Source organism: Biformimicrobium ophioploci (genome assembly GCF_030270605.1).
Classification (GTDB): domain Bacteria; phylum Pseudomonadota; class Gammaproteobacteria; order Pseudomonadales; family Cellvibrionaceae; genus Biformimicrobium; species Biformimicrobium ophioploci.
The window spans coordinates 1-21730 of the sequence record NZ_BSYJ01000001.1 but is presented as its reverse complement, the minus strand read 5'-3'; the positions used below and the strand labels follow the sequence as shown (position 1 = coordinate 21730).

The window sequence follows — 21730 nt, the reverse complement described above, 5'->3', positions numbered from 1 at the left end:
TAGCCTGATTCCGGTCAGCGCTTTAGCAGTTGCGCCGCTTCCTTGGCAAAGTAAGTGAGGATGCCGTCACAGCCGGCGCGCTTGAACGACAGCAGTGACTCGAGGATGACCGCCTCGCGATTGAGCCAGCCATTTTCAAAGGCGGCACAGTGCATCGCGTACTCACCGCTCACCTGGTAGGCGAAGGTCGGCACCGCGAGTTCGTCTTTGACCCGGCGCACGATATCCAGGTAGGGCATGCCCGGTTTCACCATGATCATGTCGGCGCCCTCGGCGATATCCAGCGCACACTCGTGCAGGGCCTCGTCGCTGTTGGCCGGGTCCATCTGGTAGCTGAACTTGTCCGCGCCTTTCAGGTTGCCGGCAGAACCGACGGCATCGCGGAACGGGCCGTAATAGCTGGAGGCGTACTTGGCCGAATAGGCGAGGATTTGCGTGTTGTGGTAGCCGTGGCGCTCCAGCGCCTCGCGGATCGCACCGATGCGCCCGTCCATCATGTCCGAAGGGGCAACCACGTCGGCGCCGGCCTCCGCATGGGAAAGTGCCTGCTTGACCAGCACTTCCACAGTGATGTCATTCAGCACATAACCGTTGCCATCGATGATGCCGTCCTGGCCGTGGGTGGTGAAGGGGTCCAGGGCCACATCGGTAATCACACCCAGCTCCGGCACCGCCGCCTTGACGGCGCGCACCGCGCGCTGCGCCAGCCCGTCCGGGTTGTAGGCCTCGCGCCCGTCCTCGCTCTTGCTGGCGGGGTCGGTCACCGGGAACAGGGCGATCGCGGGGATGCCCAGTGCGTGGATCTGGCGCGCTTCCTCTACCAGCAGGTCGACGGAAAGTCGCTCGACGCCCGGCATGGAGGCAACGGTTTCGCGCTGGGTATTTCCCTCGATCACAAACAGGGGCAGGATCAGGTCGCTGGCGCAGAGGTGGTTCTCGCGCACCAGTCGACGGGAGAATGCGTGTGCGCGTGTGCGGCGCAGGCGTGTGCTGGGGTAGGGACCCCGCGCAAGGTTCTTGCTCATGGTATTCGGGCTATTCTCGGTTGCTGCCAGTTGCCGGGAGGCCCCGCAGTGGGGGCCTCCCGAGCGATTCTCGCGGCATCATACCAAATCAGTCGATCCGGCGGCGGGCTTCGTTGGACCGGCGCGGGAGCGGTTCCCGAGCCCGCCGTACCTGCTTGCGTTTGTCGGCTTTCTTATCGGCCTTGCTGCGTTTCTTCCTTGCCTGCTGGCTCTCCTGCGGCGGCACCTGCTCCGCGGCGGCTTTACGTCTGTCGTTTAGCTCCCGGCGCGGGTGTTGCGGCCGTTCGCGCTGGGCCTGTTCCTGTCTTTGTTGCTGGCCGCGCTGGATTCTCGGTTTGGGCCAGTCGCGCACCGCGCGGCGGTCGCTGCCGGGCCGCTCAGCAGCCCGTATGATGCCTGGGTCACGGATGGCCAGCGGCCGGTCTGCGCGCGGTACAGACAACTTGTCCCGGCGATCATTGCGGCGATCCTGCCGCTCTTCTCGCCGCTCGCGCCGGTCCCTGTCGTCATGCCGGTCATGGCGTCCATCTCCGTCATGGCGCTCACGCCGGTCATGGCGGTCGTGATGACCGTGCCGACGTGGCGGCCTGTGGTGGCGTCCGCCGGCGTAGCGGTGGCCGTGGCGGCGCAGGCGCTTGTGCCAGTGATCGTGGAAGTTCACCGAGATGTACAGGTTCGGGGATGGGTACCAGGGCCCGCCCCAGTGGTTGGCGCTGATCCAGTGGTCCCGGTACCAGCGATAATAGCGGCCGTGTCGATAGAAGACGTCGCTGCGGTCATAAAAGACGTAGACGCCCAGCGTATCGTCATAAAAACGATAACCGGGGTCAGAGATCACGGTATAGCTGTATCGAGGTGGTGCCCGGTAGACCGGGGTTGTCTCCCGGACATAGGTCTCCTCAACGACCACCGGTGTCGCGGGGTAGGTGACACAGCCGCCGAGCGTCAGGGTAATGGCGAGGACGGCGAGTAATCGGTACGGGATCTGGCGCATGGTGCGGTTTCCTTGGATTCACACCCGCTTTTTAACCTGGCGCAACTGAATCGTCGCTGAATTTGCCCACGAAATCGGCTCAGGGGTACTCGACCAGCACTTCCTCACCGCGGAAGCGCCGCTCGATTTCATCCATGGCGGTGAAGATGTCGCGGTCTTTCTTCGGGTTGATGGGGGTGCGGGAAACCACCACACGCAGTTCCCGCGCCTCCAGTGACTGCTGCTCATCGGCCTGCAGCAGGCCGGTGTTCAGCCACAGGGTATCGCCCGCGATGGCCTCGGCGGCCACCTGCTCGAATCCGCTGTGGGTCAATACCAGGTAGATCATGCGCTTGCCTTGAGCCGGTCGAACACGCGTCGGGCCGCAGAGATGGTGTAGTCGATATCATCCTTGCTGTGGGCGACGGACATGAAACCGGCTTCGTAGGAGGCCGGGGCCAGGTAAACGCCTTCTTCGAGCATGCCATGGAAGAAAGTATTGAAGCGCTCGGTGTCACAGGCCATGACCTGCTGGTAGTTCGTGACCGATTCGGCATCGGTGAAGAAGAAGCCGAACATGCTGCCAACCCGGTTGGCGGTCATCGGGATGCCCGCTTCCTTCGCGGCTGCGAGGATGCCGTCTACCAGCGCCTCGGTCTTCTCGTTCAGGAGTTCGTAGAAATCCGGTTCCTGCACCAGCTCCAGCGTGGTCAGGCCCGCGGCCATGGCGACCGGGTTGCCGGACAGGGTGCCGGCCTGATACACCGGGCCCAGCGGCGCGATGTATTCCATCACGTCGCGGCGACCGCCAAAGGCGCCCACCGGCATGCCGCCGCCAATCACCTTGCCCAGGGTAGTGAGGTCGGCACGCACGCCGTAGTGACCCTGAGCGCCGGTCAGGCTGATACGGAAGCCGGTCATGACCTCGTCGATGATCAGCAGTGCGCCGGACTCGTCACAGACCTCGCGCAGGGTTTCCAGGAAACCGGGTACCGGCGGTACGCAGTTCATATTGCCGGCCACCGGCTCCACAATGATGCACGCAATCTCGTTGCCGATTTCAGCAAAGCACTGGCGCACCGCGTCCGCATCGTTATAGGTGAGGGTGATGGTGTGGTCGGCCAGTGCCGCCGGTACACCCGGGGAGCTGGGCACGCCCATGGTCAGGGCGCCTGAGCCGGCCTTCACCAGCAGGGAGTCGGAGTGGCCGTGGTAACAGCCCTCGAACTTCACGATCTTGTCGCGCCCGGTAAAGCCGCGCGCGAGCCGGATGGCGCTCATGGTGGCTTCGGTGCCGGAATTCACGAAGCGCACCAGGTCCATGTTCGGCCACACGCGGCACAGTTCCTCTGCCAGCAGGGTCTCTGACTCGGTTGGTGCACCGAAGCTCAGGCCCTGCTCGGCGGCCTCGACTACCGCGTCGATCACGTCCGGATGGGCGTGGCCCAGTACCATCGGGCCCCAGGACTGCACATAGTCGACATAGCGCTTGTCGTCCGCGTCAAACAGGTAGGCGCCCTCGGCGCGCTCGAAGAAAATCGGGGTGCCACCGACCGCACGGAAGGCGCGGACAGGAGAGTTGACGCCGCCGGGGATTACCTTGCGCGCCTGATCGAAAAGCAGTTCGGATTTAGTCATAAGCCTGATCGTATTTGTGCCGGCAGACCCGCCGCCGGATGGAACATAAGGGCGCGGGGCCCTCTGGCAGGGGGCATATTATGGCGCCGCAACGTGGGCCTAGCAATTGGTCCAGAAAAAGCGGTTCGGGACCGGGCGTCCCATGCCCAGCTGGCGGCTGGCCTTGATCGCGTTCCAGGTGAACTTCTGTGCTCGTGCAACCGCCTCCATTATGGGCAGGCCGTGGGCGAGATGGCAGGCGATGCTGGTGGTCAGGGTGCCGCAGATGCCGTAGGTCGCACTGGGCAGTCGCTGCCATTGGTAGGTGCGTAGCAGGCCGCGGATATCGTAGAGGCCGTTCTGCAGTTCTGTGGGGCTGGTCGGCACACCGGTCATCAGCAGGTATTCACAGCCACTGGCAAGCAGCTCCTGCGCCTGTGCATCCAGCACATCGGCCTCGCCCGCCATGGCGCGCGCCTCGCGTCTGTTAGGCGCCACCAGTGTGGCCAGTGGCAGGATCAGTGACACCAGTGCGCTCCACAGCGCCGGCGCCATGTGGCTTTGCTTGTCGGCGAGGGTGGCATCCGGGTCCACGATCACGGGAATATCTTCATAGTCCCGCAACACACTGTGGATGGCGCGGATATTTTCCGTTGAGCCGAGGTAGCCCACCTTGATGCAGGCAACCGGCATGTCCTCCAGGATGGCGCGCGCCTGCTCTATCAGCAGGTGATCCTCCACCGGTGCGGCGCCGATAAATTCGCGCGTATCTCCCACGCTGATCGCTGTCACCACGGAAGTGCAATGACAGCCCAGACTGGCAGCAGCTTCCATATCCGCGGCAAGCCCCGAACTGCCAGTGGGATCATGGTGGGCGATGCTCAGGACGATTGGCGGGTTGGTTTCCTGGGTCATGGGCGGACGCTTCGTCTCGGTATGCGCAACAGCGACGGTCTTTGTGAATTCTAGTCGAGAAGGCCTTTCAATTCGCCCCCTGACTTGCGTGTCGGTTCAAGATTTCAAGGTAAAACATTTACCTCGTTGATAAGGATATTTACGGATCACTTTGTTGCAAGCCCGCTCAACCCGAATGCTTGTTCGGCAACTCTATGCGTGAATGGCCGCGCCTCTGGTCGAATTCGCCAAAGCCATTTTCCTGACGCAAAACTCAACCGAGAGCGTTGCAGTGCGCTCTGCCATGGGTAGAGTCCGATTCACTTTTTATTACGCAGCAAACGGACGTTGGCGTGGGTGATTTATTTCGCAAGGAAGCGATCCAGAATAGTGAATCCAGGATTGATGGCGAGGTGCTGATTGCACAACCGCCTTCGGCAAATATTGTGATTGCCGTTCTTGTTGGCGTACTCGGGCTTTCGATCGTTTTTCTCGCGAACGGCGACTACGCGAGGCGGGCCCAGGCTGTCGGTTACCTGCGCACTGGTACCGGGCTTGAAAGCCTGTCCGCCACAATCAGTGGCCGTGTTGACGAACTTGGTGTTCGGGAGGGGCAGCGGGTTTTTCCCGGGGATGTGCTGGGTTCGATTATTTCCGAGCAGTACGGCGTTTCCGGCAGAAGCTCGTTCCAGACGCTGCTGGGCGCTAACCAGAAAAAGCTGGCGTTATTACAAGAGCAGCTGGACGTGGCTGTGAAGCTCCATGAGGAGCGCCAGACCAGGACGGTAACAGCGTTAACCATAGAGAAGGACAAACTGGCCTCCCTCAGAGATGAGGAAAAAGTGTTGCGGGAGCAGCAGCGGCTGGAGCAGGAAAAAATAGATGCAGTGGGGCAGCTCGTCGCCAGGGGTGCAGTGCCCGCCAGTTCCCTGAAGACTGCACGCCAGGAAATGCTGGCCCACACCCAGTCTCTGATCGCCAACAACTTGTCTATAGAAAAACAGCGCCAGCAAATCGAGTCGCAGCGTGCAGCACTTGCACGCCTCCCCCTGGAGCTCGAACAGGAGAAAAATCGCCTGCAGCACCTGATGCTCGAACTGGAGGAGACCAATACCCGACTGCTGAGCCGTCACAGTCAGCTGATGATTACGAAAACAGGTGGTGTCGTCAGCAACCTGGCAGCAAGGCTGGGTGACCGGGTGTCGGTTGGGGAGCCATTGATGCAGATTATCCCGTCAGATTCCACTTTGCATGCGGAACTCCTGGTGCCGGGTGAAGCGGCAGGCATGGTTCTCCCCGGGCAGGAGGTGCAACTCCGCTATACAGCCTTTCCCCATCAGAGATTTGGCGTTGTCACCGGGAAGCTTACGGAAGTGTCTCGATCTGTAAGCGTGCCATCACATAGCCATTTTTCTGGCAGGACTGGGCCGACCTATATTGCGCGTGCCGCAATCCCAGCGCAGTCCATTACCGCCTATGGCCAGATTTATCCGCTGAAGCCAGGCATGTTGCTGGAGGCGGACATTATTCTGGAAAAACGGCCGCTAATTCAGTGGCTGCTGGATCCGGTGTTCAGTATACGGGGGCGCCTGCAATGATTGGCGCACTCGCGCGACTACGCTTTTCAGGTTTGCGTTCCCTGCCGCTTGTATGTCAGGCGGAGGCTACCGAGTGTGGTATGGCATGTATCGCCATGATCGCAAGCTACTACGGCTGCAATACGGGTATCGGGCCTTTGCGTCGGCGTTTCGGTGCCTCTGTGCATGGTGCGAACCTGCAGCAGCTGATGTCGCTTGCGCGCCAGCTGGAGCTTGCTCCGCGTCCGCTCAAGCTGGATTTGAAAAACCTCCGGAACTTACAGTTGCCCTGCATACTGCACTGGAATATGAACCATTTCGTGGTGCTGAAGAAAACCAGCCGCGGTGCAGTGGTCATTCACGACCCGGCTATCGGGCGTCGCAAGCTGACGATAGAAGAAGTCTCCCGGCATTTCACCGGTATCGCACTGGAACTAAACCCGACGGCCGGCTTTAAGCCACAGAATTCCACCGAAAAACTGCGCCTGCGCCAACTCTGGAGCCGGAGCGCCGGGATAAAATCCAGCCTGGCAAAAATTCTTGCGCTTTCCCTGGTTGTGCAGGTTTGCACACTGGGTATGCCCTATTACCTGCAGTTGACTGTCGACGACGTGCTTCTGAGTGGTGATATGGATTTACTCCTGGTCCTGTTTTTCGGCTTTGCCATCGTATTGGTTATCGATGTGGCCGCGAGAGCGCTGAGAAGCTTTTTACTGCTGCACTTCAATGCCAAGTTTAACCTGCAGGTAGCCAGCAATTTGTTTGCGCACCTCGTCAGGTTGCCGGTCAGTTTCTTTGTGCGCCGCCACATTGGCGACGTGGTCACGCGCTTTGGCTCATTGAATGCCGTGAGGGACTTCTTCACCGGCGGCCTGATCGAGTCCGTTGTCGATGGGTTGATGGCGCTTCTAACACTCTGCATCATCTTTTTTTATAGCCCTATGTTGGCGGTCATCGTCGTTGTCGCGACCCTGGCATATGGCTTGCTCCGCGTTGGCTTTTACCAGCCCTATCGACAAGCGAACGAAGCAGCGATTCTGGCCTCGGCGAAAGAGCAGAGTCATTTTATTGAAACGGTACGCGGCATTACGACATTGCGTTTGCACGGTGCAGAGGGTTGGCGACAGCATCAGTGGCTGAATCGGCACGCAGATGTCCTGAATGCCGGGACACGTATTGGGTTGCTGGATCTGGGCTACAAGGCCTTTCACGGGCTGGTATTTGGAATTGAGCATCTTTTTATCATTCTGCTGGGTGCAAAGGCTGTTATGGCTGGCGGCTTTTCTGTCGGGATGCTGATGGCATTCATCAGTTTCAAGCAGCAATTTGAAACCAGTGCACTAGGACTGGTGGAAAAAATGCTGCAATTTCGCTTGCTGGGCCTGCACCTTGATCGCATTGCGGACATTGCACTGGAGCGTCCGGACCCTTTGGTTGGCGAGCAGGCAGGCCTGCAGGGTCCAATGTACGGCGCAAAAGGCCGGATCGAAGTGCGGAACGCCAGTTACCAATTCAGCGCATCCAGCCCGGTAATTCTGGACCGGATAAGTCTGGTCATAGAGCCCGGTGAATCGGTTGCCATCGTGGGGGCTTCGGGTAGTGGGAAAACTACCCTGCTCAAGCTCATGCTGGGCCTCTATCAGCCCACCAGGGGTGAGATTCTTGTTGATGGCCTCCCTTTGGGAAAAGGCGACAGTACGTCTTACCGAAACCGGATTGGGTGTGTGATGCAGGACGATGAGCTCTTTTCAGGAAGTCTCGCTGAAAATATTGCCTTCTTTTCAGATGACTATGATCTCGAACTTATCGCCAGATGCGCCTCCGCGGCAGCCATTCATGAAGAAATTATCGCGTTGCCGATGGGGTACAACACACCGATTGGGGATATGGGATCGAGTCTAAGCGGGGGACAAAAGCAGCGAATCCTCCTGGCGCGGGCCCTGTATCGCAGGCCGAGGATTCTTTTTCTGGATGAGGCTACGAGCCATCTGGACGTAAAGAATGAGGCGAAAATCAATGCGGCAATCCGAAGGTTAAGGATTACCAGGGTGGTCGTGGCGCATCGCCCAGAAACAATCCTCTCCGCGGATCGGGTGTTGGCGATTTCGAGCGATGGTTGCAGGGATGTCACGGAAGAAATTGGGCGGCAGGGCTGTATCCCGGTTGCTACCTGAATTCGCACGTTGGGTGTGAATCTCCAAAAATGGAGCAAATTGCCAATAAGGACATGTTATGCAGGAGTTAAATTCTTTTGAAATTGATCAAGTTAATGGTGGTCTTGCACCACTCGCGGTCATCGGCATAGATCTGGCTTTGAATGGGGTGCTTATCGCTTACGCGGCGTACATGAGCAAAGACTAATCTACGGAAGTCCGGCTGCCGAAAAGCAGCCGCGACGACGGGGGGTGTATGACAAAGAAATTGGAACTGTTGTTTTTTCTCGTGGTGTCAAATTTGTTGTTTTTTTGCATAGGCGCATTTGCGCATGCATATGAATTTAATTTTTATGTTTTTTGGCAAAGCCTGTCGCCCTATGCAGCTGCTCCGGTATTTATCGGCGTGGTTTCCTATATTGTTTGGCTCGCAAAGATTTTGCATGGGAAAAGTTCTGCGTTTATTCGCTGAAACTGCAGGCGACATGTTTTCTGGGGGATTATCCCTTAAGAAATATAGTCAGCGGCTTAAGACGGTCTGCCCAGCACCGGGATCACTACAGCAATCAGAATCAGCGTCGGGAGCCCGCTAAAGAAGCGGAAGTAATACAGGCTCTTCTGGTTGTTGTATTCGGCGAAGTGGCGTATCGCCCGAGATAATCCTCTCCGCAGATCGAGTGCTGGCGATTTCGAGTGATGGTTGCAGGGACATCACATCGCGAATCCGCCAGCGGGGTGACGTTGCGGTGGCCAACAGAATTCGCACATGAGGTGCGGATATTTAAATAGCAAGACAAGGAGTTGTTTTATGAGACCAATGGAATTGACCGAGCTCGAGATCCGGCAGGTTGCCGGGGCAGATGCGGCGTCCTCAGCGTTGGAAGGAACTGTGACTGGTGCTGGAGTTGGAAATGCCGCAGGAACTTGGGGGGCGGCCGCTGCTGGGCTTAGGGGTGCGCGATGGGGGATGGTTGGTGGTTTCGTCGGTGCCGCGATAGGTGCGGCGGTGGGTGTTGCGGTCTATTACTACTGAGGAAAATGAAGTGAGAGAATTAAGTGAAGATGACTTGTCCAAAGTTACAGGTGGTGAGGTTGATACAAAGGAAATCTGGTCTTCCGCGCTGAGCTATGGCGGAGGTGTGGCTAGCTTGGGCGCCTCTGTTGGGGGTGCTGTGGCCGGGCCGCCGGGAGTTTTGGTCGGTGGTTTGATCGGATTGGGTGTCGGAACTCTGGGCGGCGTGTACAGCTATTTCGCGTAAGAGTTTGTCAGAATATATGGATAAATATACCTACATTTTTCTACTGCTCGGCGCAGCGTGCTCTTTTGCCGCAGCTTTCGATTCTCCAGATTCAGTCAAGGTAATCGTACTTTTGACATACACAGGGGCTTCTGTATACGCGCTGGTAAAAGGGAAGATATAGCTACTTAAATAATTTCCCCGGCTTCGACTAAGGTTGGCGCTGGGGCTTTCTTTTCTGAGGAAGATAAGGAAATTTTCCTCATTATTCTTGATGTTTGCTATGGAAAGATTAGTTTTCGATGAAAACCTCTCCCCGGTAACCTGTCATCGCGTGAAAGCAGCTGTCGCCGCGTGGACCGAGGCAGGGCTGACCGGAAGGGATGCAAGCGCGTATGTATCAAAATTCGGAGTGGTCCACTATGAGCCGAATTGTTTTCCCGATATCACAGTTGACCTGAGTCAGCCGATTGAGCTGCTGGCCGAGCAATACGGCGGGGAGGGCATTGGTGAGAACTGCGGTGGTGTGCGCTGTGGCAATCTTGGTGACTTTCAGATCAAGGGAATCGGTGCAAATCACCTACTTGGTGATCACGATAATTTTGCGCATTCCAGCGGGATATTCACGATGCATATGGCGCTTCGTGAGGCTATCTATTCCCGGGTGCTTGACCTTGCCTTGCCGGTGGGTGTTGTGAAATGCCGGGCGGTGATCAATATCGGCAGGAGCAGGCATGAGGACCCACGATCAGAGGCTACAGATATTCGGGCCCTGATTGTCCGGGATATATGTCTCAGGCCCGCCCACCTCTTTCGTTCGCCTTTCGCAAAGCCGCTCAAGCGCAACAGGATAAAGGTAAAGAACGACGTGGTGCGTGTGCGGATGGTAAACCGAACATTGAGCCATTATCTGGGAGGTGATCAGGCATATGTGAAATTTCTGGGAAAATTTCTATCTGCTTGTGCCAGTCAATTCGCATGGGCCAGGCTTTTCCGGGTAGCCCATGGGGCGGTGTCGCCATCAAACCTGTCATTTGATGGCCGGTGGCTGGACCTGGCAAACACCAGCTTTCTACCTGCGGGCCACAATTACCAGACGACGCAAGATACGGTCCCGTTTCTGATGGAAGCATTGGGCCCGGCCAGGTTTGTAGAGCAGAGTGTTGCGACTTACGCAAAATATAATCGGGTTAACCTCTCCGTCGAGCCGTTGATTCGCTATTATTTCGAGCAGTTCGACGCATACCTCGTCCACTACCTGCCGTCGCTATTCGGGCTACCTGTCAGCGCGTTTAGCGATGATGGTATGAGAAGTTCTGCCGAGACAATTCTTCGCCGTGTCAGGGAGCTGATCGAAGGGAACACGCAGCCCATAGTATCCCGGCCAATCTTTGACTCGTCGCTGGACCCGCTTGTGAGCTATGTTGAGGCACAGTTCAAAGCGCTCGCGGTGCCGACAAGACTGGACGATGCGGATATCCGTGCTTTCCATGCTCTGGTGGGTTTCGTTATTGACCAGTCATGCAGGCATTGGTCGATTCAGCAGCAGCTAGTGGTCTGGGCAATCAAGTCCATGAGAGTGCTGTGCTATTCCTTCGTTTTCGGTTTGGGTGCGATCAAAAAGGAAGTCGAGGGTGTTGTTGATGCGTACAGTGATGAACAGGCGCCCTCCATCATCTGCCATTATGAGACGGTTGCCCGTTTCGTCTTCGGGCATTGCGATGAACCCGATACTTACTGCTTATTGAAGCTCTCCGGCTTCGCAGCGTATTACAAGGTTGCTGAATCTCGGTATGTCATGGAGGACGATACCGGGCTCCGAATGGAGGCTGGGACGGCCGAAGAACTCGCGCATCATTGCCGGCGCCTGACGAGTGCCGGGTTCCGGGCCTATGGGGCGGATTTTCGGCCGGCGCTAATGCGGATGCTGAAACTCCTGGCATTATTGGAGCAGGCTTCCCCCGATCTGGGATTGCCTCATGCGGTGCCCGTCGCGCTGGAGGCTGGCCAATGACCAGGCTTGCTGGTTGCACCGACCCGCAATCCTGGCTGTCTGAGTTCTTTACCATAATGGAGTTGAGGTCGGTGAGTGGTTTAAACACCGGGGCCGGGTTGCTGAACAGGATCAAATTGTCGGTTCAGTTAGGGTGCAGCCTGGTCATCAGGGACAGTCTCGGGCGCCCGGTCGGCTATCTGGTGTGGGCGATGGTGAATCGGGAATCACTGCTCAGGTTGCGCGATTTCGGGGTGTATCCGCAATATCCTTTTGAATGGTATGAGGGCGCTAGCGCATTGGTGCTGGACGGGTTGTTGCCTGGTCGGATGGACCTCTTCTTGAAAAGGCAGCTTTTCGCTGCCATGAAAAAATACAGGGTGATCGCGTTCTGCAGGAGCAGGGGGCTTCGGGTAAAGATACGCAGAAAAGCGATATATCACAGCCTGGCACCAGGCCGGTTGCAAAAGGAATCAACCGAATGCCAATGAAAGGAGAAAGTTGTGGGGGCCGCTAGAACGGCCTCACCACCACCAGAATCACCGCAGCAATCAGAATCAGCGTCGGGAACTCGTTGAAGAAGCGGAAGTAGCGCTGGCTCTTCTGGTTGTTGTCCTCGGCGAAGTCACGCATGTACTTCTTGCACATCATGTGGAATATCAGCAGCAGCACCACGAGCGCCATCTTCACGTGGAACCAGCCCGCGCTCTTGTAGTACTCCCAGTTGTAGCTGGCCGCCCAGATGCCAAACAGGATCGTAGCCATCATGGCCGGGTTGGCGATGGCGCGGTACAGGCGTCGTTCCATAATCTTGAAACGGTCGCGGCTGGTGGCATCGGTGGCGTCGCAGTGGTAGATGAAAAGGCGCGGCAGATAGAAAAGCGCTGCAAACCACGCGACCATGGCAATGATATGGAAGGCCTTGACCCAGAGCATCGGTTGTTCCTGTTGTTTGTTCTGTCTGATGTTTCGCGCAGATTGGCGTCAGCGCTTGTAATAGCTATCAATCTGGTCCGGCAGGATAATCCCTGCAACACGGCGCTCCAAGTCCCGGGCGCGGCGCCGTTCCACATAGACACCGTCTGCGGCCTGCGCCTCCAGTGCCAGTTGCGCCTCCATTAATGTCGCCCTCAAGGGTACCGGCGTGAGCTGGCGCCGCTCTGCGGGGATTTCCAGCAGGTCCACGGGCGGTGCTTCCGGCTCGGCAAATTCCGGGTGGGCCGCAATGAAGTTCGCCAGATCGGCCGCGCGCAGCAGTTTCACCAGCTGGCTGTCCTCATTCGGAATCACGATCCAGCCGGGGTGCGCCGCGATCACTGCTTCTACTTCGGTGAATGAAAGCTTGCGCGCACAGACCACCAGCGAGCGGTCCATTGCACTGAAGACGCCGATGCGGCTCAGGATCTGCTGGCGCCAGCTGGGCGTGCCCGCGCGACCCTGGGCTTTCAGGATTTCCTGGAATATGCCCTGGGTCTGGAAGAAGTGCCGGGCCACCAGTGAGGAAACCGCGATCATCATCATGGCAGGGAACAGCACCTTGGGGTTGTAGGTCAGTTCCAGTAGTGCCAGTAGCGCGGCCAGTGGTGCATTGAGCACGGCTGCCATCATGCCCGCCACGCCCAGCATGGCGTGGAAGCCTGCCCCTGCGGTCTGCGCCGGGGCAACCCATTCTGCCAGGTGCCCGGCAATGCCGCCGAGGCAGGCACCGAGTACCAGGCTCGGGCCAATGACACCGCCGGGAATACCCAGGCCGGTGGCGAGGCAGCTGGCAATAAATTTGGCCGCAAAGATCACAATCAGCGCCTGCAGCGCCAGTTTGCCAAGCATGACCTGCTCGATGGTGTCGTAGCCGGTCCCCAGCACTTCCGGTACCCACAGCCCAATGGCCCCGGTGGCGATACCGACCACGAGGAAGCGCAGTATGGCGGGCCGCGATTGCTCGCCGACCAGGCGGCGGTTCCAGCGGATAAACAGTGCGGCCATTGCGCCGAGCACAATTGCGGAAAGGAACACCAGCGGCAGTTCCGCGAGGGAGGCCAGCTCGATCGGCGGCACCGCGAACAGAGGCTGGCTGCCGAACGCCAGTTGCCCGGCCGCGGATCCGAACACCGCCGCGAGGATGACGGGCAGGAAGCTCGCCACCCGGTACTCGAGCAGTATCACTTCCATGGCGAATACCACGCCCGCCAGCGGGGTATTGAAGGAGGCGGCGATAGCTGCCGCGACACCACTGCCGACGAGGGTGCGCACAGCGTTATTGGGTAGCTTCAGCCGTTGCGCCAGCCAGCTGCCGCTGGCCGCGCCCAGGTGTACCGACGGGCCCTCGCGGCCAACGGAGTGGCCGCTGAGCAGCGCGATACTGCCGGCGAAGAACTGCATCAGCAGGTTGCGGGAGGGCAGGTAGCCCTGCTGGTTGTTCAGGCGATCCAGTACATGCACGACGCCGACGCGGCAGGTTGCGCGGGAGAACAGGTGGAAAAGCAGGCCCAACAACAGGGCGCCGGCAATGGGCAGGGTGAAGCGCAGCCACGGTGGCATATTCTCGAAGTCGCCGGCCGCTGTGGTCCAGTGCAGCAGTGGATACTCACTGGCCCACCGGAATAGCACGATGACGGCGCCGGCAATCACGCCCACCAGCAGGCTGAGTAGCATCAACTGTGGCAGTGCATCGAGGTGCGCAAGCCGGAAGCGCATGTCGTCGAGCCTGCTCTCGAGCTGGCTCTGCCGGCTTTCCGTGCTTTTGTCGTCCCTGTTGCTGTCGCTCAATCCGAAATCCCGTCGCTGGCGCATTTTTGACTGGTGTCCCCAGCTCTATTATAAGGACTCATCGTCGCGAAGGGGGAAAGCCGGTTCCCGGGCGCTTGAATTACGGCCGGCAGCAATGAGTAGGAAGCACCATGGATAGCAAAATCAGGGCCGCAATCGTCGGGGGAACAGGGTACACAGGAGTGGAATTACTGCGTTTCCTGTTGCGCCACCCGCAGGTAGAAGTTGCCCAAGTGACGTCGCGCGCCCAGGAAGGCGTTGCCGTGGCGGACTGGTTTCCGAGCCTGCGAGGCAGCACCGCGCTGACATTTTCGGCCCCGGACGTCGATCGCCTCTCCGATTGCGACGTGGTGTTTTTTGCCACGCCCCATGGTGTCGCGCAGGCGCAGGTACCGGCACTGCTGGCACGGGGTGTGCGGGTAATTGACCTGTCCGCAGACTTCCGTATCCGTGATGTGGATACCTGGGAGCACTGGTACCGGCAGCCACACGGTTGCCCGGAAGCGGTGGCACAGGCGGTGTATGGTCTGCCTGAGGTCAACCGCGCGCAGATCCGGGGCGCGCAGCTGGTTGCCTGCCCGGGCTGCTACCCTACCGCGACCCAGCTGGGTTTCATTCCATTACTGGAGGCGGGGCTTGTCGACCCCACCCGTCTGGTGGCCAATGCCGCTTCCGGTACCAGTGGTGCCGGGCGCCAGGCATCTGTGGACGCCCTCTTGTCGGAGGCGAGCGACAGCTTCAAGGCCTATGCCGCGTCCGGGCACCGGCATTTACCGGAAATCGAGCAGGGACTGCGCGATGTACAGGCGGACGGAGCGGCACCGGCGCAGCTGACGTTCGTGCCACACCTGCTGCCGATGATCCGCGGTATCCACGCCACCTTGTACGCGCCGCTGAATACTACGGGCGAGGACCTGCAGGCGCTGTTCGAGGCGCGCTACCGGGACGAGCCATTCGTGGATGTGATGCCCGCCGGCAGCCATCCGCAAACCCGTTCGGTTCGGGGTTCCAACCTCTGCCGGCTGGCGGTTTTACGCCCACAGGGCCGGGATACTGTGGTTGTCCTGTCAGTCATCGACAACCTGGCCAAGGGCGCTTCTGGCCAAGCAGTGCAAAATATGAATATCATGTTCGGCTTGCCGGAGCAGGCAGGGCTGGAGGCGTTGCCGCTTTCTCCCTGATTCCGCTGCGCCGGAGCCGATTGGCCAATATAAAAATGAGCAGTCAGACAAAATGGCCCGAAAGAAAGTTAAAGGCAGCAAGCAGTACCGGATGAAAGTGGTCCCGCATCGCCCGGTGTTCGGGTTGATGTCGGTGGCGGGAATCGCCGGGCTTCTGCTGGTTGCCACCTGGTCGGCCTACTATGCTGGCCAGTATCAGGAGCGCAACCGTTCTGAAGAACAGGCGCGCCAGCTGAACCAGCTGCGCAGCCAGTTTCTCAATGCTTCTACGGAAAATGAGCGCCTGCGGGTGGAGCTTGCCTCCGCAGAGCAGTCCGCCCTGATCGAGCAGAAGGCCAGCGAACAGGTCCGTGCCGAGCTGGTGCTGGAGCAGAGCCGCATTGCCGAGCTGCGCGAGGAAATTGCCTTCTACCGCGGGTTGATGGCCCCAGCGGCAGCGGAGCAGGGTGTTTCTGTCGGTGACCTCACCATCTCCCCCACAGCGGCAGAGCGCCGCTACCAGTACAAGCTGGTGGTGCAGCAACTGGCGGCAAATCACCAGATTGTGACCGGCTACGTGTCGATGAAGGTGGTGGGCAGCGAAAATGGTGCGGAAGCCAGTTACCCGCTGCACGTGCTGTCCAGTGATGTCGAGGCCGAGCGTATTGGGCTGCGCTTCAAGTATTTCCAGAATATCGAGGGTGAACTCCAGTTACCTGAAGGGTTTACCCCGGAACGAATCGAGTTGTCGCTGCGTTCCGGTGGGCGCAGCGGCGCCAATGTGGACAAGCGCTACGCCTGGCTGGTCCAGGAAAGCTGATGAATAAAAGTACGAGGTAAATAAAAATGTTGGGAAGAAAGGATAAAGACATGCCGGTGAACAGCGGAAACTCCACCACCCTGATCGCACGCCATACGGAAGTGAAAGGCAATATGCACTTCCGCGGCAACCTGGTAATCGAGGGTCGGGTACACGGCAATATCACTGCCGAGAGCGACAGCGATGCACGTGTGCAGGTGATTGATGGTGGTACGGTGGAAGGTGAAATCCGCGTGCCGCACGTGGTGATCAATGGCAGCGTCAAGGGCGATGTACACGCCGCGCGTCACCTGGAACTGGCTGGTAAGGCGGCAGTCGAAGGCAACGTGCATTATAAGCTGATCGAGATGGTCAAGGGCGCGCAGGTGAATGGTGCACTGGTATCTAACGTAGAATCCGGTGAGCAGCGCCTGCTGGGCGTCGATCCGCTGGAAGCCGAGGCTGTCGCTGAATAAGCGGCCCTCGATACCGGTCTGGGGACCATCAGTCAGTTGAATACTTGACTGTTTTGCTTGGTTAAACCGATAATTCACCGGTAATCGGCACCTGCTGTGCGGGTGCCCCTGTCATTGACCTGATGTCCTGAAAGGTTGAGTCCATGTCGGAAGTCGTTTCATTTACCCCCGCACCGGTTCAGGTGACGGAAAGCGCCGTGGCCAAGGTGAAAAGCCTGCTGGAGGAAGAGGGTAACTTCGACCTGAAATTGCGGGTGTTCGTGACCGGCGGTGGCTGCTCCGGCTTTTCCTACGGCTTTACGTTCGATGAGCTGGTCGCTGAAGATGACGCAGTGACCGAAGTCGAAGGCATCCAGGTGGTGGTCGACGCGATGAGCTACCCGTACCTGGTGGGCGCCAATATCGATTACGAACAGGGCCTGTCCGGCTCGCGCTTCGTGGTACAGAACCCCAATGCAACCTCCACCTGTGGTTGCGGCTCGTCTTTTTCGATCTGATTCGATCTGATCTGATTGCCCGGGGTGGTCGTGCCGGTTAGCGTGCGCGACCCGCCGGGAATATCCCGCCCAGAACTGTTTCCTCGCTCGCCCCGGTAACACCCGGGCAATTGCCGGCAAGCCCGGCCAGAGTCTGTTTGGCCAGCCAGGCAAAGGCCACGGCCTCGACCCAGTCTGCAGCAATGCCGTATTGATCCGTGGTTGATACCGACCAGGTAGGCAGGCGCCTGCGCAGGCGCTTGAGCAGATCGGCATTGTGCGCGCCGCCGCCGCAGATCAGCACTTCCCCGCCCGGGGAAAACGCCTGCACGGCCTGCGCAATACTGGTGGCCGTCACCTCGCACAGGGTGGCCTGCACATCCGCCGCTGCGACGGAGAGCCCGGACATACCGGTCTCCAGCCAGGCGGGGTTGAAAGCCTCGCGACCGGTGCTCTTGGGTGGCGGCGCGGAAAAATAAGGGTCGGCCATCAGCCTTTCCATCAGTTCCGGGTGCACTCGCCCACTGGCACCCCAGGCCCCGTCGGCGTCATAGGAGAGCCCCTGTTGCAGGCCGATCCAGTAGTCCAGCATGACATTGCCGGGGCCGGTGTCGTAGCCGCGCACCGAGCCATCCGCGGAGAGTTCGGTAATGTTTGCCATGCCGCCCACATTGACCACGGCGCGATCCTCGGCGGCGGCAAATACCGCCTGGTGGAAGGCTGGCACCAGCGGCGCGCCCTGTCCTCCGAGGGCCATGTCACGGCGACGGAAGTCGGCAACGGTAGTGATGCCGGTCATGGCGGCGATGGTATTGGGGTCGCCGATCTGCAGGGAGAACGGCGTGGCGATGGTACCCGGCGGGCGGTGGCGCACGGTCTGTCCGTGGCTGCCGATTGCGGTGACCTGCGAGGCTTTGACACCGCTGCTTTCCAGTAGCCGGGTAACAGCTGAAGCGAAAACTTCGCCGAGGGTCCGGTCCAGTTGGCCGCTTCGGTCCAGTTCGGCCGGGCCGGGGGAGCACAGTGCGAGGATTGCCTTGCGCATGGCGTCCTCGATCGGGTAGCCCTCTGCGGCAATGATTTCAGGGTTGCCGTCGTTTGACGGGTCAAACCGCACCAGCACGGCGTCGATGCTGTCGACGCTCGTGCCGGACATCAGGCCGACATAGAAGCCGGCATCTGGTTGGGGCATTTTTTTGTTTCTTATTCTGTGGGTTCGTTTTGCGCGAGCAGTGTTTCGCCACTATACCTTGCGAGCTGCGCCAGCGCAGGCGCCACGTGGGCCTTGAAGCGGTCCATCTCCTTGCTGGAAATGGACTTGGCCTTGGGCAGCTTGCGCACGATGGTTGCCGGGTTGCGGTGTACGCCGTCTACCAGGAATTCGTAGTGCAGGTGCGGGCCTGTGGCGTAGCCTGTGGAGCCGACGGTGCCAATCACCTGGCGCTGCTTGACGCGCTGGCCGGTCTTGACCTTGCGCTTGGTCAGGTGCAGGTAACGGGTCACGTAGCGTTCGCCGTGCTGCAGGAAAACATAGTTGCCGTTGGCCTTGCTGTAACCCGCCTTGAGCACGCGGCCGTCGCCGGTGGCGTAAATGGGGGTACCGCGCGGCGCAGCATAGTCGGTGCCGCGGTGCGGGCGCACGGTCTTGAATACCGGGTGCAGGCGGCGCGGGTTGAAGTGGGAGCTGATGCGGCCAATATCCAGCGGTGTGCGGATAAACGCCTTGCGCATGCTCTTGCCTTCCGGGGTGTAGTAATTGCTGTCGCCGGCCGTGTCGGTATAGCGGACCGCCTCGAAGGTTTCACCGCGGTTGGTAAAGCTCACCGCCATGATGGGGCCGTTGCCGATCTTCTCACCGTCGAGGAAATTCTCCTCGAAAAGCACGGTAAAACGGTCGCCCTTACGGATATCGAGCGCGAAGTCGATATCTGAGCCGAAGATGTCCGCGATTTCCATCAGCATGCCGTTGGTCAGGCCCGCTTCAATGCCACTGACAAACAGGGAGTTCTCGATAACCGCTTCGCGATAGGCGAGCTGGCTGTCAGGGTCCAGCTGGTGTCTGGACATCTCGAAAGTGTCATCGCCCTTGCGGTTGAACTCGGTGCTCTCCAGGCGGTTGTGCTGGCGCACGAGCTTCTGCAACCTGTCTTCCTGATCGACATGGAAAACCAGGGTCTCACCGATATTCAGGCGCGCCAGTTTCTTGGCTTCCTTACTGCTGCCCAGAACCTGGTACATGGTCTCGATGGGCTGGCCGGCACGATCGAACAGGGTCGACAGGGTGTCCCCGCTGCGCACGGTCTGCTCGACGCTACGCAACTCTGTGGCTGGCGGTGCGTCGATGGGGGTGGCCTCTGCCTCTGCCGCATTGGTGATCTCGTCACCCGCGACTGCCGGGGCCTGCGCCAGCTTGATCGGGAGCGCATGACGACGCGGCTCACTCTTGTCTCCGGACATGGCGCCAATACCGACCAGTGCCAGCGCAGCAACGCCGGCAGCGATCAGATGGGTACGCGGGAAATGGCGGCCCAGGGCTTTGCCCAGTTGCCCTACCGGAGCCAGGAATTTTTTTGGAGAAAGCTTGTTGGCCTGCATCGTCTTATTGGTCACTCTTTTACACCTTCTGCGCCGTGATTAAAAAACGAGCACAGGGGCGGCTTTATATCAAAAAATGCTGCTGCTGGCACGGGCTTGCAACAGGATGCTGGTGCTTATTTTTACAGGCCGGCTGGTCCCGGTTGTTGGCGAGCCAGCGCAGCCCGACGCCCCCCGGGCGTCCCGGCTTGTATTTGCCGCCGGATTCGGTAAGGTTGCAGCCCGTTTTGTTGGGCAGTCATAACTGCCAAAAGTTTCACGGCGCGCGAACGTCTGCGCCAACAGGGGAAAGTAATGGCGACAGTCGACGCGACACTGCTGCAAGACCTGCAAAGCCGCGGTTTGATCAATCAGATGACAGGCGATGATGAGCTCGTTGCGCACCTGTCAGAAGAAGGCAGAACCCTCTACTGCGGGTTCGACCCGACCGCGGATTCCCTGCATATCGGCAGTTTAGTCCCTCTGTTGACGCTGAAGAGGTTTCAGGCGGCAGGCCACAAGCCGATTGCCCTGGTTGGCGGCGCAACCGGCCTTATTGGCGACCCTTCCTTCAAGGCGCAGGAGCGCCAGCTCAATACACCGGAGGTCGTTTCCGGCTGGGTTGACAAAATCAGGCGCCAGGTAAGCCAGTTCATCGACTTCGAGTGCGGAGAAAACGCCGCCTCCGTGGTCAATAACCTGGACTGGACCGCCGAAATGAATGTGCTCGATTTCCTGCGGGATATCGGCAAGCACTTCGCCGTGAACAATATGATTCACAAAGAGTCAGTCAAGCAGCGCCTCGACCGGGAAGGCGAGGGCATCTCCTTTACCGAGTTTACCTATCTGCTGATGCAGTCCATGGATTTCGCCGAGCTGCACAAGCGCGATAACTGTACCTTGCAGATTGGCGGCTCTGACCAGTGGGGCAATATCACCGGCGGTGTCGAGCTGACCCGTCGCCAGCACCGCGGCAAGGTTTTCGGCCTGACGTTGCCACTGGTGACCAAGGCGGACGGTACCAAGTTCGGCAAGACCGAGGCCGGCACCATCTGGCTGGATCCGGCCAAGACGTCCCCGTACGCGTTCTACCAGTTCTGGCTGAACACCGCGGATGCCGATGTATACAAGTTCCTGAAGTACTTCACTTTCCTGAGCGTTGAGCAGATCGAAGGGCTGGAGAAAGAGGATGCCGAGCGCCAGGGGCGCCCGCAGGCCCAGGGTGTGCTGGCCCGCGAGGTCACTCGCCTGGTGCATGGTGATGAGGGCTTGGCTGCGGCAGAGCGCATTACTGAAGCGCTGTTCTCCGGCGGTATCGAGCAACTTTCCGAAAGTGACCTGGAGCAACTGCGCCTCGATGGTCTGCCGAGCACAGATCTGCCGGAAAACTTCGGTGAGCAGAGCCTGATCAATGTACTGGTGGATGCCGGTATGGCTGCATCGGGCAAGCAGGTCAAGGACGCGCTGGGTCGCAATGCGGTGCTGGTCAACGGCGATGCCATTGGTATGGATGCGAATGCAGATCCGGCCTCCGCTTTTACCGCGGAGCGCGCACTGTTCGGGCGTTACTTCGTTGTGCGTCTCGGCAAGAAAAAGTACCAGCTGTTTGTTGCCGGTTGAGCCCGAGTGCCGGCTCTGAAAAAATTTTACAAAACCGCTTGCCTTGTTCCGGTCAGCTGCGTATAGTGCGCGCCGCTGTCACGGACGGGCAGCGAGAAAGGCGCCAGGCTCGATGGGTTGTTGGTCGCCGGCAGGCAGGGAGTCTGGGGTTGGAAACCGCGGTTTTGTGGCTTCGAAAGAAACTTCCAGAAAGTGCTTGCAAAGCTGGGTCAGCGCTGTAGTATGCGCGCCCACGGTCACCGCAGGGTGGCTTGGGAGGCTCTTCCAAGTTGTTGATTTTGCTGAAGTTTTCGCAAAATCAAAACGGAAAAAGAGCTTGCCAGACGGAGGCTTCGCTGTATAATGCGCGCCTCGCTCGAGACGCCTCTCCGGAGGGTTTGGGCCACGGA

General features: G+C 59.2%; 21 protein-coding genes. 12 read left to right on the top strand and 9 right to left on the bottom strand.

Features of this window, described 5'->3' with window-relative positions; translation table 11 throughout:
- Nucleotides 1-14 precede the first annotated feature (14 nt).
- The 5 genes from hemB to thiD form a co-directional block, all read right to left on the bottom strand.
- Nucleotides 15-1025 (bottom strand): porphobilinogen synthase, encoded by a 1011-nt coding sequence (hemB, locus tag QSJ80_RS00105; RefSeq protein ID WP_285762229.1) that lies wholly within the window; start codon nt 1023-1025, stop codon nt 15-17.
- An 88-nt stretch (nt 1026-1113) separates the two neighbouring features.
- Nucleotides 1114-1863 carry a hypothetical protein gene (locus tag QSJ80_RS00100; protein WP_285762228.1) on the bottom strand — a complete coding sequence of 250 codons (750 nt, stop codon included), beginning with the start codon at nt 1861-1863 and terminating at the stop codon, nt 1114-1116.
- A gap of 235 nt (nt 1864-2098) precedes the next feature.
- Entirely contained in the window at nt 2099-2347 is a 249-nt protein-coding gene (locus QSJ80_RS00095) for a hypothetical protein (protein WP_285762227.1), read from the bottom strand.
- The gene (gene hemL / locus QSJ80_RS00090; RefSeq protein ID WP_285762226.1) at nt 2344-3636 is read right to left on the bottom strand and encodes a glutamate-1-semialdehyde 2,1-aminomutase; all 1293 of its coding nucleotides are present in this window, start codon (nt 3634-3636) and stop codon (nt 2344-2346) included. Before hemL ends, QSJ80_RS00095 begins: the two co-directional genes overlap by 4 nt.
- 99 nt (nt 3637-3735) lie before the next feature.
- Nucleotides 3736-4530: a bifunctional hydroxymethylpyrimidine kinase/phosphomethylpyrimidine kinase gene (thiD, locus tag QSJ80_RS00085; protein WP_285762225.1), complete on the bottom strand. Its 795-nt coding sequence runs from the start codon at nt 4528-4530 to the stop codon at nt 3736-3738.
- Nucleotides 4531-4862: 332 nt separating this feature from the next.
- On the opposite strand from thiD, the gene QSJ80_RS00080 reads away from it, so the two are divergent.
- The 7 genes from QSJ80_RS00080 (at nt 4863) to QSJ80_RS00050 (ending at nt 11961) form a co-directional block, all read left to right on the top strand.
- Nucleotides 4863-6107 carry an HlyD family secretion protein gene (locus tag QSJ80_RS00080; RefSeq protein WP_285762224.1) on the top strand — a complete coding sequence of 415 codons (1245 nt, stop codon included), beginning with the start codon at nt 4863-4865 and terminating at the stop codon, nt 6105-6107.
- Nucleotides 6104-8260, top strand: a complete 2157-nt coding sequence (locus QSJ80_RS00075; RefSeq protein ID WP_285762223.1) for a peptidase domain-containing ABC transporter — start codon at nt 6104-6106, stop codon at nt 8258-8260. The genes QSJ80_RS00080 and QSJ80_RS00075 overlap by 4 nt, the downstream gene beginning before the upstream one ends.
- 58 nt (nt 8261-8318) lie before the next feature.
- Complete coding sequence (locus QSJ80_RS00070; protein ID WP_285762222.1) at nt 8319-8447, top strand: class IIb bacteriocin, lactobin A/cerein 7B family; 129 nt, start codon at nt 8319-8321, stop codon at nt 8445-8447.
- 48 nt (nt 8448-8495) lie between these two features.
- Entirely contained in the window at nt 8496-8711 is a 216-nt protein-coding gene (locus QSJ80_RS00065; RefSeq protein WP_285762221.1) for a hypothetical protein, read from the top strand.
- A 571-nt stretch (nt 8712-9282) separates the two neighbouring features.
- Nucleotides 9283-9498: a Blp family class II bacteriocin gene (locus tag QSJ80_RS00060; RefSeq protein WP_285762220.1), complete on the top strand. Its 216-nt coding sequence runs from the start codon at nt 9283-9285 to the stop codon at nt 9496-9498.
- A gap of 262 nt (nt 9499-9760) precedes the next feature.
- Complete coding sequence (locus QSJ80_RS00055; RefSeq protein WP_285762219.1) at nt 9761-11491, top strand: hypothetical protein; 1731 nt, start codon at nt 9761-9763, stop codon at nt 11489-11491.
- Nucleotides 11488-11961: a hypothetical protein gene (locus tag QSJ80_RS00050; RefSeq protein ID WP_285762218.1), complete on the top strand. Its 474-nt coding sequence runs from the start codon at nt 11488-11490 to the stop codon at nt 11959-11961. Before QSJ80_RS00055 ends, QSJ80_RS00050 begins: the two co-directional genes overlap by 4 nt.
- Before the next feature lie 22 nt (nt 11962-11983).
- On the opposite strand, the gene hemJ is transcribed toward QSJ80_RS00050, so the two are convergent.
- Both hemJ and QSJ80_RS00040 read right to left on the bottom strand, forming a co-directional pair.
- Complete coding sequence (gene hemJ / locus QSJ80_RS00045) at nt 11984-12406, bottom strand: protoporphyrinogen oxidase HemJ (RefSeq protein ID WP_285762217.1); 423 nt, start codon at nt 12404-12406, stop codon at nt 11984-11986.
- 48 nt (nt 12407-12454) lie between these two features.
- Nucleotides 12455-14236: a chloride channel protein gene (locus QSJ80_RS00040; RefSeq protein ID WP_285762216.1), complete on the bottom strand. Its 1782-nt coding sequence runs from the start codon at nt 14234-14236 to the stop codon at nt 12455-12457.
- A gap of 131 nt (nt 14237-14367) precedes the next feature.
- Here QSJ80_RS00040 and argC point away from each other — a divergent pair, with 131 nt between their 5' ends.
- From argC to erpA, 4 genes are all read left to right on the top strand, one after another.
- Nucleotides 14368-15417, top strand: a complete 1050-nt coding sequence (argC, locus tag QSJ80_RS00035; RefSeq protein ID WP_285762215.1) for an N-acetyl-gamma-glutamyl-phosphate reductase — start codon at nt 14368-14370, stop codon at nt 15415-15417.
- A 52-nt stretch (nt 15418-15469) separates the two neighbouring features.
- Nucleotides 15470-16216 carry a DUF6776 family protein gene (locus QSJ80_RS00030; protein ID WP_285762214.1) on the top strand — a complete coding sequence of 249 codons (747 nt, stop codon included), beginning with the start codon at nt 15470-15472 and terminating at the stop codon, nt 16214-16216.
- Nucleotides 16217-16242: 26 nt separating this feature from the next.
- The gene (locus QSJ80_RS00025; protein WP_285762213.1) at nt 16243-16671 is read left to right on the top strand and encodes a bactofilin family protein; all 429 of its coding nucleotides are present in this window, start codon (nt 16243-16245) and stop codon (nt 16669-16671) included.
- Between the two features lie 143 nt (nt 16672-16814).
- Nucleotides 16815-17168 (top strand): iron-sulfur cluster insertion protein ErpA, encoded by a 354-nt coding sequence (erpA, locus tag QSJ80_RS00020; protein ID WP_285762212.1) that lies wholly within the window; start codon nt 16815-16817, stop codon nt 17166-17168.
- A gap of 37 nt (nt 17169-17205) precedes the next feature.
- Here the strand turns inward: erpA and QSJ80_RS00015 are convergent, their stop codons facing one another.
- Complete coding sequence (locus tag QSJ80_RS00015) at nt 17206-18339, bottom strand: anhydro-N-acetylmuramic acid kinase (RefSeq protein WP_285762211.1); 1134 nt, start codon at nt 18337-18339, stop codon at nt 17206-17208.
- 11 nt (nt 18340-18350) lie between these two features.
- The gene (locus QSJ80_RS00010) at nt 18351-19757 is read right to left on the bottom strand and encodes a peptidoglycan DD-metalloendopeptidase family protein (protein ID WP_285762210.1); all 1407 of its coding nucleotides are present in this window, start codon (nt 19755-19757) and stop codon (nt 18351-18353) included.
- A gap of 279 nt (nt 19758-20036) precedes the next feature.
- On the opposite strand from QSJ80_RS00010, the gene tyrS reads away from it, so the two are divergent.
- On the top strand, nt 20037-21341 hold the full coding sequence (gene tyrS, locus QSJ80_RS00005; protein WP_285762209.1) for a tyrosine--tRNA ligase: 1305 nt from the start codon (nt 20037-20039) through the stop codon (nt 21339-21341).
- The last annotated feature ends 389 nt before the right edge of the window (nt 21342-21730 follow it).

Excerpts from the sequence above, each read along its gene's own strand:
- hemB (WP_285762229.1), bottom strand. The coding sequence starts at position 1,025 with ATGAGCAAGAACCTTGCGCGGGGTCCCTACCCCAGCACACGCCTGCGC.
- QSJ80_RS00095 (WP_285762227.1), bottom strand. The coding sequence starts at position 2,347 with ATGATCTACCTGGTATTGACCCACAGCGGATTCGAGCAGGTGGCCGCC.
- hemL (WP_285762226.1), bottom strand. The coding sequence starts at position 3,636 with ATGACTAAATCCGAACTGCTTTTCGATCAGGCGCGCAAGGTAATCCCC.
- thiD (WP_285762225.1), bottom strand. The coding sequence starts at position 4,530 with ATGACCCAGGAAACCAACCCGCCAATCGTCCTGAGCATCGCCCACCAT.
- QSJ80_RS00075 (WP_285762223.1), top strand. The coding sequence starts at position 6,104 with ATGATTGGCGCACTCGCGCGACTACGCTTTTCAGGTTTGCGTTCCCTG.
- QSJ80_RS00070 (WP_285762222.1), top strand. The coding sequence starts at position 8,319 with ATGCAGGAGTTAAATTCTTTTGAAATTGATCAAGTTAATGGTGGTCTT.
- QSJ80_RS00065 (WP_285762221.1), top strand. The coding sequence starts at position 8,496 with ATGACAAAGAAATTGGAACTGTTGTTTTTTCTCGTGGTGTCAAATTTG.
- QSJ80_RS00055 (WP_285762219.1), top strand. The coding sequence starts at position 9,761 with ATGGAAAGATTAGTTTTCGATGAAAACCTCTCCCCGGTAACCTGTCAT.
- QSJ80_RS00050 (WP_285762218.1), top strand. The coding sequence starts at position 11,488 with ATGACCAGGCTTGCTGGTTGCACCGACCCGCAATCCTGGCTGTCTGAG.
- hemJ (WP_285762217.1), bottom strand. The coding sequence starts at position 12,406 with ATGCTCTGGGTCAAGGCCTTCCATATCATTGCCATGGTCGCGTGGTTT.
- argC (WP_285762215.1), top strand. The coding sequence starts at position 14,368 with ATGGATAGCAAAATCAGGGCCGCAATCGTCGGGGGAACAGGGTACACA.
- QSJ80_RS00030 (WP_285762214.1), top strand. The coding sequence starts at position 15,470 with ATGGCCCGAAAGAAAGTTAAAGGCAGCAAGCAGTACCGGATGAAAGTG.
- QSJ80_RS00025 (WP_285762213.1), top strand. The coding sequence starts at position 16,243 with ATGTTGGGAAGAAAGGATAAAGACATGCCGGTGAACAGCGGAAACTCC.
- erpA (WP_285762212.1), top strand. The coding sequence starts at position 16,815 with ATGTCGGAAGTCGTTTCATTTACCCCCGCACCGGTTCAGGTGACGGAA.
- QSJ80_RS00015 (WP_285762211.1), bottom strand. The coding sequence starts at position 18,339 with ATGCCCCAACCAGATGCCGGCTTCTATGTCGGCCTGATGTCCGGCACG.
- tyrS (WP_285762209.1), top strand. The coding sequence starts at position 20,037 with ATGGCGACAGTCGACGCGACACTGCTGCAAGACCTGCAAAGCCGCGGT.